The organism is Serratia sp. Ag1 (assembly GCF_000743355.1).
Classification (GTDB): domain Bacteria; phylum Pseudomonadota; class Gammaproteobacteria; order Enterobacterales; family Enterobacteriaceae; genus Chania.
This window is the reverse complement of sequence record NZ_JQEI01000035.1, coordinates 17,814-29,828: the sequence shown is the minus strand read 5'-3', so window position 1 is coordinate 29,828 and position 12,015 is coordinate 17,814. Positions and strand designations below refer to the sequence as shown.

The 12,015-nt window shown below is 50.8% G+C and carries 12 protein-coding genes; 5 read left to right on the top strand and 7 right to left on the bottom strand.

The features are described 5' to 3' along the window. Positions 1-37 precede the first annotated feature (37 nt). Positions 38-784 carry a DNA-binding transcriptional regulator YciT gene (locus IV04_RS19660; RefSeq protein ID WP_037399173.1) on the top strand — a complete coding sequence of 249 codons (747 nt, stop codon included), beginning with the start codon at positions 38-40 and terminating at the stop codon, positions 782-784. Between the two features lie 32 nt (positions 785-816). On the opposite strand, the gene araD is transcribed toward IV04_RS19660, so the two are convergent. Next, complete coding sequence (araD, locus tag IV04_RS19655; protein WP_037399172.1) at positions 817-1,512, bottom strand: L-ribulose-5-phosphate 4-epimerase; 696 nt, start codon at positions 1,510-1,512, stop codon at positions 817-819. 446 nt (positions 1,513-1,958) lie between these two features. Here araD and osmB point away from each other — a divergent pair, with 446 nt between their 5' ends. After that, complete coding sequence (osmB, locus tag IV04_RS19650) at positions 1,959-2,174, top strand: osmotically-inducible lipoprotein OsmB (protein ID WP_037399170.1); 216 nt, start codon at positions 1,959-1,961, stop codon at positions 2,172-2,174. 81 nt (positions 2,175-2,255) lie between these two features. Here the strand turns inward: osmB and yciH are convergent, their stop codons facing one another. Both yciH and pyrF read right to left on the bottom strand, forming a co-directional pair. After that, positions 2,256-2,582 (bottom strand): stress response translation initiation inhibitor YciH, encoded by a 327-nt coding sequence (yciH, locus tag IV04_RS19645; RefSeq protein ID WP_037399163.1) that lies wholly within the window; start codon positions 2,580-2,582, stop codon positions 2,256-2,258. A gap of 10 nt (positions 2,583-2,592) precedes the next feature. Then, the gene (pyrF, locus tag IV04_RS19640) at positions 2,593-3,321 is read right to left on the bottom strand and encodes an orotidine-5'-phosphate decarboxylase (protein WP_197062172.1); all 729 of its coding nucleotides are present in this window, start codon (positions 3,319-3,321) and stop codon (positions 2,593-2,595) included. A gap of 467 nt (positions 3,322-3,788) precedes the next feature. Here pyrF and IV04_RS19635 point away from each other — a divergent pair, with 467 nt between their 5' ends. Beyond that, positions 3,789-4,049 (top strand): YdgH/BhsA/McbA-like domain containing protein, encoded by a 261-nt coding sequence (locus tag IV04_RS19635; protein ID WP_037399159.1) that lies wholly within the window; start codon positions 3,789-3,791, stop codon positions 4,047-4,049. A 162-nt stretch (positions 4,050-4,211) separates the two neighbouring features. Then, positions 4,212-4,499 carry an Arc family DNA-binding protein gene (locus tag IV04_RS19630; protein ID WP_037399155.1) on the top strand — a complete coding sequence of 96 codons (288 nt, stop codon included), beginning with the start codon at positions 4,212-4,214 and terminating at the stop codon, positions 4,497-4,499. A gap of 43 nt (positions 4,500-4,542) precedes the next feature. On the opposite strand, the gene lapB is transcribed toward IV04_RS19630, so the two are convergent. From lapB to pgpB, 3 genes are all read right to left on the bottom strand, one after another. Further along, positions 4,543-5,715, bottom strand: coding sequence for a lipopolysaccharide assembly protein LapB (gene lapB, locus IV04_RS19625; RefSeq protein WP_037399152.1), 1,173 nt, complete (start codon positions 5,713-5,715; stop codon positions 4,543-4,545). Between the two features lie 6 nt (positions 5,716-5,721). Beyond that, positions 5,722-6,027, bottom strand: a complete 306-nt coding sequence (locus IV04_RS19620; RefSeq protein ID WP_037399149.1) for a LapA family protein — start codon at positions 6,025-6,027, stop codon at positions 5,722-5,724. A 245-nt stretch (positions 6,028-6,272) separates the two neighbouring features. Then, positions 6,273-7,037 (bottom strand): phosphatidylglycerophosphatase B, encoded by a 765-nt coding sequence (gene pgpB, locus IV04_RS19615; protein ID WP_037399148.1) that lies wholly within the window; start codon positions 7,035-7,037, stop codon positions 6,273-6,275. A 1,659-nt stretch (positions 7,038-8,696) separates the two neighbouring features. Between pgpB and ribA the strand changes: the two genes are divergently transcribed. Continuing rightward, a complete protein-coding gene (gene ribA / locus IV04_RS19605) occupies positions 8,697-9,287 on the top strand; it encodes a GTP cyclohydrolase II (protein ID WP_037399145.1) in 591 nt (196 codons plus the stop codon). Positions 9,288-9,335: 48 nt separating this feature from the next. Here ribA and acnA read toward each other — a convergent pair whose 3' ends face one another. Continuing rightward, complete coding sequence (gene acnA / locus IV04_RS19600; RefSeq protein ID WP_037399142.1) at positions 9,336-11,990, bottom strand: aconitate hydratase AcnA; 2,655 nt, start codon at positions 11,988-11,990, stop codon at positions 9,336-9,338. Positions 11,991-12,015 lie beyond the last annotated feature (25 nt).

The window sequence follows — 12,015 nt, the reverse complement described above, 5'->3', positions numbered from 1 at the left end:
TGGCGGCTGCCACCCGGTAGCCGCCCATCAGGTCTCTATGAATTCAAGACAACAAACCATATTGCAGTTAGTTAACGAGCGGCGGCGCATCAGCGTCAACGAACTGGCTCGGGCGTCCGGCGTTTCTGAGGTAACAATCCGCCAGGATCTCAATCTGTTGGAAAAGCGCAGCTATCTGAAGCGCGTGCATGGCTCTGCGGTGGCGTTAGAGAGCGATGACGTTGATGCCCGCATGATGTCCAATTTCTCCCTTAAGCAAAAACTGGCGCAATACGCCGCTTCGCTGGTCAATGATGGCGACACCATTTTTATCGAAAGCGGCAGCACCAACGCCCTGCTGGCCCGCTATCTGGCCGAGCGCAAACACATCACGCTGATCACCGTCAGCCATTACATCTCTCATCTGCTCAAAGAGACCGATTGTGAGGTGATCGTGCTGGGTGGAATGTACCAGAAGAAAAGCGAAACCGTGGTCGGCCCGCTGACGCGGATGTGTATCCAGCAGGTGCATTTCAGTAAAGCCTTTATCGGGGTTGATGGTTACCACGCCGAAACCGGCTTTACCGGTCGCGATATGATGCGCGCCGATGTGGTGAATGCGGTATTGGCCAAAGGGGTGGAAAATATTGTGCTGACCGATTCGTCAAAATTCGGCCAGATCCAGCCTAACCCGCTGGACCCGATGCACCAGATTAGCCGGGTGATTACCGATTCACGTTTGGATCCCGAATATCAGTATTTACTCGAACAGCAAAACATTCTGTTAGAACGGGTTAACGAGTAAGCCGCGCCAAACGGGGCCCGCAGGCCCCGAGATTACTGGCCGTAATAGGCATGTTTACCGTGTTTACGCAGATAATGTTTATCTAGCAGCGTCTGCTGCATGCTGGCCAATGCCGGTGCCAACTGGCGTGAAAAAATCCCCATATAGGCTATTTCCTCCAGCACCACCGCATTATGCACCGCGCTGCTGGCATCTTGGCCCCAGGCAAACGGGCCGTGCGAGTGAACCAGCACCGCCGGGATCGCTGCAGCCTCCAAACCGCGCTCGGTGAAAGTCTCAACGATTACGCGCCCGGTTTCCCACTCATAGCGACCATGGATTTCTGCCTCATCCATCAGGCGAGTGCAGGGAATGTCACCGTAAAAGTAATCTGCGTGCGTTGTTCCCCAGGCAGGGATATCCAGCCCGGCCTGCGCCCAGATGGTGGCATGGCGTGAATGGGTATGCACGATCCCACCCGCTGCGGCAAAGCTCAGATAAAGCGCTCGGTGGGTATCGCTATCGGACGACGGTTTTTTACTGCCTTCCACCACTTTGCCGCTTTCCAGCTCCACCACCACCATGTCGTCACGGCGCATTACAGCATATTCAACCCCAGAGGGCTTGATCACCATCAGCCCCTGCTGCCGATCTACCGCACTGACGTTGCCCCAGGTAAAGGTCACCAGATGATGGCGCGGCAGCGCCAGATTGGCTTCCAGCACCTGTTGTTTGAGTTCGTTAAGCATCGGTTTTTCCTTGTTGCTTGGCCTGTGGCTATTGTCGGCAGGCAAGCTAAAGGCCGGTATGGCAGAAATCGCTGAAAACCACGCAGGGTTCTGCTGGATACACCGGGATGTGCGGCGCGCAGGCGATGCTTTAAGCGATGCTGATTAATCAGAATAATTACCCAGTGCCACCGCAGAAATTAAGACTCTTTACCTACCCCACTACAACAGGATATTTATACTACCCACGGACAATAAAACCATTATCTGCATTAATTTATGCGGCTTTATCTAAACATTGCCACTTTTTGCCCCAAAATTATCATAATTAAGGTAATCAGCCAGTTTGGTGATTAATGCTTATACTAGAAGAGTGTTACGCCAGTAAGGTGCTTTCGTAATCCCTTCGGCCCTGAAGTTGCTGGAACACCAGTAGCGCGAGGCGCCCATACCAAGGAGAAGTTACTATGAATATTACTCAACGTGTTGCCACTGCCGCTCTGGCCTTTACTCTGGCGATTTCCTTGAGTTCCTGCGCGGATATGTCTAAGCGTGACCGTAATACGGCGATTGGTGCCGGAGTCGGCGCGGTAGGCGGGGCGGTGCTGACGGATGGTAGTGCATTAGGGACAGTTGGGGGAGCTGCTGTCGGAGGGTTGATTGGTCGCCAGGTTGGCAAATAAGTTACCGTTACTCGTCTGAGTAACGCTAGACAGCAGACCTCTACTCTCACCATGCCGCTCTTCTGCGGCATGGTGATCGACTTAACCCCCTGCCAGTTTCACCGTCATCCCTTTGGCTTCCAGCAGCTGTTTAAGCAGCTCGCGTTTATCCCCCTGGATCTCAATCACGCCATCTTTAACTGCACCGCCACAACCGCATTTCTTTTTAAGCTCGGCGGCCAATTTATCTAGCGCAGCATCGTCCAGATCGATCCCGCTAATCAGGCAGACGCCCTTGCCTTTGCGTCCGCTGGTCTGGCGCTGAATGCGCACCACACCATCCCCTTTGGCACGCTGCGGTTTGGCTTCTTCCTGTTTGATACGTCCGCTGTCGGTGGAATACACCAGGCGGCTGTTATCATCATTCATACTTATTCCCTCAAGCCAGTGATGCACGGATAGCACGGAGTGTGGCAGCCGGATCGGCTGATTGGGTGATCGGGCGGCCAATAACCATATAGTCTACCCCTACGGCCTGTGCCTGTTGCGGCGTCATTACACGACGCTGATCGCCCGCTGCGCTGCCTTCCGGGCGGATACCTGGCGTCACCAGTTGGAACTGGCTGCCGCAGGCGGCCTTCAGGCGTTGTGCTTCTTGTGCAGAACAGACTACACCATCCAGACCACTGTCACGGGTCAGGCGTGCCAGGCGTTCGGCCTGCTCTGCCGGGCTGATATCAATACCAATAGCCTGCAGATCGCTCGCTTCCATACTGGTCAGTACGGTGACCGCAATCAGCAGTGGCGCATCCGCACCATAGGGCAACAGTGCCTCTTTGGCTGCCGTCATCATGCGCGCCCCGCCGCTGGCATGCACATTGACCATCCACACCCCCAATTCCGCCGCCGCTGCCACCGCATGCGCCGTAGTATTAGGAATGTCGTGAAATTTCAAATCAAGGAACACATCAAACCCGCGTTGCTGCAGATCACGCACGATCTCCGGCCCAAACAGGGTGAACATTTCTTTGCCGACTTTTAAGCGGCAATCTTGTGGATCAATACGATCGGCAAACGCCAGTGCGGCATTTCTGTCGGCATAATCCAAGGCGACAATAATTGGAGATGATCTTAAGTCATTGTTATTGGTATTTTTCTTAGACTTCATTTCTTCTACCTTCTGTAAAGTGGACATGAATTATTAATCAACCGACCAAAACTGACCGCCGCATTCTACATGTCAGACATTTGAAATCCCAGCCGCAACGTTGTTTACCCTTATATACCCAAAATAATTCGAGTTGCTTGTAGGCGGCAACCGAAGGAAGCCCCAGGAGCTTACTCAGGTAAGTGACTGGGGTGAGTGAGGGAAGCCAACACCCAAGCAACTTGAAGTATGACGGGTATAGCTGGCGCTAAGTCAGGTTCATCCAAGACGAGTCATGTAATGTCAATTCGCGCTTCTCGCCTTAGCGCAGAAGAAGTAAAGCATCGTAAATATGCGTAAATAGTTAATCAAATATTTTGATTAACTAGCTCAGCATTATCCGATTTTAAAGCCTGCTGGTTGGTCTATTATTGAATACATCGAAAGCAAGTCGCTTTCAGGTCTAATAAAATAAACTGGAGCCACCTATGAATAACATCAAATATTTTGCAATTTCTGCTGCCATTGCACTGACCTCATTCGCCTCATTCGCCGCAGAGCCAGTCAATCAGCAACAATCTCAGCGTCTGACAGAGATCGGGGTGATTTCTGTAGGCCATGCCAGCACGCTGAGCAGCCTGGAAACCAAACTGGCTGCCGAAGCAGACGCACAGGGCGCTAGCAGCTATCGCATCATTGCGACCACCGGTAACAACCTGATGCACGGCACCGCAGTTATCTACAAATAAGTCTTAATGACATCACAGGGCTCGAATTCTCGGGCCCTGTCAGTTTTATCCTTCCCTGCTAGCTCCTCAGTGTTACAAATACATTAAATTTTCATTACGGACTGGACACATTTGCGCCTCTGGCTTAGCTTGAAGGAATGTTCCCGCATAAAAGGCAGCGAAATGAGCGAGATATCGACACTGACTATAAAGATCCCTCTTGAACTCAAAGAAAAGATCAAAGCTATCGCCCTGGAAAATGAACTTTCCCTGAGCGCTGAGGTTTGTAAACGGCTGGAAGACAGTTTCCAACCGCCAAGCAAACCCAGCAAGAAGCAGGCCGCTCCGCACCAGGATGACATTGACAATCAAGGCACTGAAGAAGAGAGTGAACAGCCGCTCAGCCAGAAAGAATTGAAGAAATTGCGCCAGCTATTGAAAGGCGGAGTGAAAAGCAGCAAGAAGAAGTGATTAAATTGTATGGAGAACGGGGCGAAGGTATTCGTCCCGTTTTTTATTGCCCATCCAGCCCGCGTATCGGTTTTACTGAGGCCCAGGCACGACAGGAAGGACAGTGCCAATACATTGAGTGCGCAGTAAAACCGCACTTATGGCAGCGGTAACGCGGCTTGGTGCGGATCTGCTCCCCCACCATATCGCGCAGCAGCAACAGGCTCTCTTTGGCCCGCCCGTCTTCTGCATCAGCCAAGTGATAATCCATCAAGCGATAAAAAACACGCATCGTAGGGTGGCGCAATAACTGACGGTTGATATATATCTGAACCACGTCACGCCCTTCCTGCTGTTCTATCACTTCGGCCAGCATCAGTTCTGCCGTCGCTCCAGAGTTCTCCTCTACACAACGTTTGAGGAAGTCGAACCAGTCATTCTGCTGCTGCGGCAAATGCGGGTAACATTCGTGCAGCATCGGTAGGGCTTCACTGATCAGCTCTTTGTCCTGATCCAGTACAGGTTTCAGCACCTCCACCGCTTTGGCATAATCCTCTTGCGCCATAAAGATGCGCCCAACCATGATAGACACGCGGGCACACTGCTTATCAGCCGCTGCGGCACGCTTCAAAAGGCCCATCGCTTTATCCAGATCGTCACTGCCCATCGCCTGCAATGCCAGCTCGCAATAGAAATGAGCGATCTCGATACGCTGGGCTTCTTTACCCAGCTTGACCAGTTTTTCCGCCACTTCAATGGCTTTCAGCCAGTCACTGGTTGCCTGGTGGATCACCAGCAGTTGTTGCAGGGCAAAAACCCGGAAGTCTTCTTCGTTGATCAACTGGTTGAACATGTCTTCGGCACGATCATACAGCCCGGCAGCCATGTAATCGCGCCCCAGTTGTTGTACCGCTAAAAGACGTTGTTCAAAGGTGAGCGAGGCGCTTTCCATCAGCGCCTGATGGATGCGGATCGCGCGATCGACTTCACCACGCGAACGGAACAGATTCCCCAACGTCAGGTGGGCTTCGACGGTATTACTGTCTTCCTTCAACATATCCAGGAACAGATCAACCGCTTTATCCTGCTGGTTAGAAAGCAGGAAGTTAACCCCGGCCACGTATTCACGCGACAGACGGTTAGCATCCTGCTGTTTATCCTGCTGAGCACTTCTACGCCCCATATACCAACCGTAAGCGGCAGCTACAGGCAGCAGCAGAAACAGCAGCTCTAACATAAAAGGTTATTCCTTGCTGACGACAACAGACTGAGACGCCGGTTCGGCAGGCGTTTCAAGCTGCAATTCCAGCCTTTTGATTTTGCGTTCAGCGCGGCCCAGCAAAATGCGCGCGCGCAGATAAAACAGCCCGCAGATGATCCAACCGAGCACAAAACCCGCGCCGAATAAGGTGGCCAGTAGCGTCGAGACGCGATATTCGCCTTGAGCAGCCAGATAGTTAAACGTGACAACCTGATCGTTATGCGCGCCAAGCGTCACTGAAATCACGAATATCACTAAAACCAACAAAAAAATCAGTAAATATTTCACATTCTTTCCCGCAATGCCGAGTGAATCGGATGAACTCTACTCCATGGATTTCAAGCCGTACCAAAAGGAAACTTGAAAGATGGAAAGTCTCTGCCACCAAGTGGCGTCCCTGCCATCTAAGTTAGCATTTCCCATCATGGCAGGGAAACCCTGCAATAGGATAAAAGCATAGATCTGCTGGTAGATTAAGCAGGCAACAGAGGGGATGTCGATTAATCAGAAAATCCCCCGAAATACCTGATGGGTTATTTTAGCCGTTCACGATCGTCAATCTCTTGTTGCTCCTGTCGCGGGATCGTCAACGGGCCAAACCAACGCTGTGCCAACCAACAGGCGATGATCACCAACAGCCAACTGATAATGACCGACATCGCCAGATCCCGTGGCCAATGCATACCCAACATCAAGCGGCTTGCCATAACACCCGTCGCCCATACCATCAGCACCACGATGGTTTTATAATGACGCCGTGGCCATAACAGCCCTACGCCAAGCAGCGCCCAACTGGCGGCAAACAGACTATGCCCGGAAGGGAAAGCAAACCCGGTTTCAAACTGCCAGTGCTTGCTTAACCATTTCGGCACCAGTGTCTGATCTTGTAGCTGTTCTTTTACTAAAGCACTGCGTTCTTTCCTGCTCAGTGAGTAAAAGTACTTTTCATCGATGTGATGAGCTGATTCTAACCACACAACAAATGGTCGGGGCTCTTGCACCCGATCTTTGATCACCGATTTTACCCCTTGCCCAACCGCAATTGATGCCAACAACAGCATAAATACGCCAATGGCGGGTTTTAGACGAAAGCGCAGGCACCACAAGAACCAGATAGAGAAAATCAGACTGGTGAAAATTCCCCAAGGTGCAGTGACCGTTTCCGTTACCCAGAACAAGCCTTTCAACAGGTTATCATTCCCCCCTGGCTGCCATTGCCAACCAGACAGCGAAACCACCAGCGGCATCAATACCAGCACCATTGCTCCAATCGCCGTGCGTTTTGCTATTGCTAACATTCGATTCTCCTCATCCGGGTACAACGAACAGTGTAACAATCTTGTAATCCCAACAAAACACACGAAATTAAACAGATAGCAAACCTATCGCAATAAATATTTGGCGTAAAACTCCGGCACTGAACTTATGCCCTTAAAAAATGATAACGAATGCCGTATTGATTTATTGCCAACTGTATTAACGCCTTGCCATTTATAATAAGCAGGAACAGAAGCCGAAATGGGAAACATATTGTTGCCAATAGACATTGGTCAAAATAAAAGCCACCACCAAAAATCAATTAAAAACCTAAAGTCGCTACCTTTGAATTTTAACCAACGGAAAAATATCACTTTCACCTTCTAAACACTTTGCTCTGGATCTATATTGGATTGATACAAAAACATAGCCAATATAATGCAGCTTGAAACGTGGCAACGATATAAGCCATACGATAGATTTAATAATTAATGCATCCATATAATCACTATAGTGACTGTTCTCCTGCTTGGAACCTACTATTAACATCATTCAATAACTCTAATTCCACCTACGAATCACAAAACAAGCTTCAGAAAAGAAAGCGTAAGCCACCAAAGGCCTGAAAACCCTGGGGGCACCCTGTTTTCACTGGCTTCAACGCGATACTGGCTTTCAAATTTTTCGTTGTTGCGCCCCATAAAAACTGCAAAAATATTAATCAAAATCGTATTTCCAACCTGCTTTAATTTTTTTTATTTCCATCTTGCCATTATAAAAAAGGCCGACTAAATTATTAATGAGTACCCGAACTTTTGTTACATGGATGTGCCTTTTGCTTATAGAGGTTTCCCATGAACGCTAACAAGTTTGCTTGCATTTCAGCCTCAATCAGCCTTCTTCTACTCACTAGCATCCCTCTTGCTAACAGTGCGTCAAGTGGTGTAATCAATTTCAGAGGAGCTATTGTTGATGGTGGTTGCACCATTAATAACTCGCAACGTGTTGTTGATATAGGTTGTTACAAAGATGGAAAAGTAATAAATACAACCGCACCCATTACTGCCTCGAACATTAAGTTCCCTTCAGGGAAGGTGTCTGGCATAAAATGGTTAAATGATAAGCACACCCTCGGAATTATGAATGTAACATACATGTAGCTTGAATTAATTTAATACAGCACCAACGCCAGGGAATTAAACAACTTTAATCAAAGCACCCTGAAGATTTTGTTATTTCGGGGTGCTTTTTCTATGAGATTTTTCAGGCCAGGTATATATTATACTTATATATACCCAAAATAATTCGAGTTGCTTGTAGGCGGCAACTGAACGAGGCCCCAGGAGCTTACTCAAGTAAGTGACTGGGGTGAGTGACAAATCTGCGCAAGCAGATTTGAACGCTGCTTGCAGCGGCCCCGAAGGGGCGAGGCCCAGGATGGGCCGAGTAACGCAGCCAACACCCAAGCAACTTGAAGTATGAAGGGTATAGATGAGATCCCCCTGCGCATACACACCATTCTCCATGGCAAGCATCATTCCCCTCACGGACGATCAAAATGTGCGCCAACACACATTCGCAACGCATTTTATCAAGAATGAGGGTAATATCATTGCCCTACAGCCGAACCAGGGCCATGCAAGTTTTAGTAAAAACATCACCGCCTGAACGGAGATGCAAAGTCAGTGGAGAGTAGTAACATGCAACTTAAACGAGTGGCAGAAGCCAAACTGCCAACACCATGGGGAGATTTCCTGATGGTGGGATTCGAAGAACTGGCAACCGGGCAAGATCATCTGGCGTTGGTGTTTGGTGATATTTCCGGCGAAATACCGGTGCTCTCACGCGTTCATTCCGAGTGTTTAACCGGCGATGCGCTATTCAGCCTGCGCTGTGACTGCGGTTTCCAACTGGAAGCGGCTCTGGAACGCATTGCGGAAGAAGGCCGTGGCATTCTGCTTTATCATCGCCAGGAAGGCCGTAACATCGGCTTGCTGAATAAGATCCGTGCCTACGCGCTGCAGGATAAAGGGGCTGATACGGTAGAAGCTAATCACCAGCTCGGTTTCGCTGCCGATGAGCGCGATTTCACCCTCTGTGCCGATATGTTCAAACTGTTGGGAGTGAATGCCGTGCGTCTGCTCACCAATAACCCCAAAAAGGTGACGATCCTGACGGAAGCGGGCATCAACATCACCGAACGCGTGCCTTTGATCGTTGGCCGCAACCCGAAAAATGAACGCTATATGTCCACTAAGGCTGCCAAAATGGGGCATTTGCTGGATAAATAACTCCGGTGGTTAAACCTTGAGGGCACCTAAATGGTGCCCTCAAGGTTTCTACAGCATTTTGCGGATCATATAATGAAGAATACCGTCGTTTTGGTAATAGGTAAGCTCATTGCCAGTATCAATACGGCAACGGGTATTTACCACTTCATGTCGGCCATCAGCATAAGTGATACGCACCGGCACCGTCTGACCCGGCTTCAAAGCCTGCAAATCACTGATGCTGATCTGTTCTTCTCCCGTCAACCCCAGTATTTTACGCGTCATCCCCTGCGGAAACTCCAGCGGCAGAATGCCCATGCCAATCAGGTTAGAACGGTGAATGCGTTCGAAAGATTCAGCAATCACCACTCGCACACCTAACAAACGCGGGCCTTTCGCCGCCCAGTCGCGGCTGGAACCTGAACCGTATTCTTGACCGGCAATCACCGCCAAAGGCACCTGATCTTGTTGATACTGCATGGCTGCATCATAGATCGACATCTGATTTTGAGACGGAAAATGGCGGGTATATCCCCCCTCAACGCCCGGTACTATTTCGTTGCGAATACGGATATTGGCGAAAGTCCCGCGCATCATCACCTCGTGGTTGCCCCGGCGTGAACCGTAAGAGTTGAAGTCGCTCACTGCCACACCGTGCTCGCTCAGGTAACGCCCTGCCGGGCTATCAGGCTTGATATTACCCGCAGGCGAGATGTGGTCGGTGGTAACTGAATCGGCGAGGATGGCCAGAATTCGGGCATTCTTAATGTCCTGCACCGGATCTGGCTGGGCTTTCATGGTACTGAAAAATGGCGGATGGCGGATATAAGTCGAATCGGCTTGCCACTGGTAGGTCGCTGAGCCAGTGACCTGGATCGCCTGCCAGCTTGCATCACCATTAAACACTTCACTGTATTCCTGGTGGAACATCTCGGTACGGACTTCTTCCACCGCCAGAGCAATCTCTTGACTGGTCGGCCAGATATCTTTCAGATAAACCGGCTTACCGTTGTGCCCTTCTCCCAGCGGATCTTTGGTCAGGTCGATCTTCATATTGCCCGCCAGTGCATACGCCACTACCAGTGGTGGCGAGGCCAGCCAGTTGGTTTTCACCAACGGATGGATCCGCCCTTCAAAGTTGCGGTTGCCAGACAGCACAGCCGCCACGGTCAGATCGCCAGCTTTGATGGCCTGTTCAACAGGTTCAGGCAACGGCCCTGAGTTGCCAATGCAGGTGGTACAGCCATAACCCACCAGATTGAAACCCAATGCCTCCAGATACGGCGTCAGCTTAGCGCTGTTGAAATATTCGGTAACCACCTTGGAACCAGGGGCCAAAGAGGTTTTCACCCAAGGTTTGGTTTTCAGCCCTTTCTCCAGCGCTTTTTTCGCCAGCAGGCCAGCGGCCATCATTACGCTCGGGTTAGATGTGTTGGTGCAAGAGGTAATCGCTGCAATCACCACCGCACCGGATTGCAGTTCATGCGAATGGCCGCCAGGCTGCTGGCCTTTTCGGCCATCTAGCTCCAATTCAGTAGCCGCATTGAACGCTTGTGGCACCCGTGGCAACGGCACGCGATCCTGTGGGCGCTTCGGCCCGGCCAGGCTGGCTTCGACCGTCGACATATCCAAAGCTAGAGTGCTGGTGAAAACGGGTTCATCGCCCGGGTTACGCCACATGCCTTGTGCTTTGGTATAAGCCTCTACCAGTGCGATCTGCTCGGCGCTGCGGCCACTTAACGTCAAATAGCCCAGAGTAACCTCATCCACCGGGAAGAAACCGCAGGTCGCCCCGAACTCCGGTGACATATTGGCAATAGTGGCACGATCCGCCAGCGGCAAGTCAGCCAGCCCATCGCCATAAAACTCAACAAACTTGCCCACTACCCCGTGTTTACGCAACATTTGGGTCACGGTTAACACCAGATCGGTGGCGGTGATTCCCTCGCTCAGTTTGCCGGTAAGTTTAAAACCCACAACGTCTGGGATCAGCATCGACACCGGTTGGCCTAGCATCGCGGCTTCCGCTTCGATCCCCCCAACGCCCCAACCAAGAATACCCAGACCATTAATCATGGTGGTATGAGAGTCTGTGCCAACCAGAGTATCCGGGTAAGCCACGCGCTTGCCGTTCTCTTCGCTATGCCAAACGGTCTGCCCCAGATATTCCAGGTTAACCTGATGGCAAATGCCAGTGCCCGGCGGCACTACGCGGAAACGGTTGAACGCTTTCTGCCCCCAACGCAAGAACGTGTAACGCTCATGGTTGCGTTCCATTTCGATCCGCACGTTCTCAGCAAAGGCATCGTCAGCACCAAATTCATCGACGGTGACTGAATGGTCAATCACCAAATCAACCGGCGATAACGGATTAACCTGAGCAACGTTGCCCCCCAGACGTTGTACCGCTTCACGCATCGCCGCCAAATCCACCACTGCCGGAACGCCGGTAAAATCCTGCATCAAGACCCGTGCCGGGCGATAGGCAATTTCACGCTTGGCCTGGCCGGTTTGCAGCCAAGTGACGATCGCCTGTAGATCGTCCTGCTGCACCGTGTCGCCATCTATATGGCGCAACAGGTTTTCCAGCAGCACCTTCATTGATTTCGGCAACCGCTCAATATCGCCTAACGCTCTGGCCGCCAATGGTAGGCTGTAGTAGTCATATTCACTATCCAGCACGACCAGCTTATCCCTACTTGTTTCACGAAGATTAGGTGTCATAACTCCCTCCATTTTGTTAGGTCAA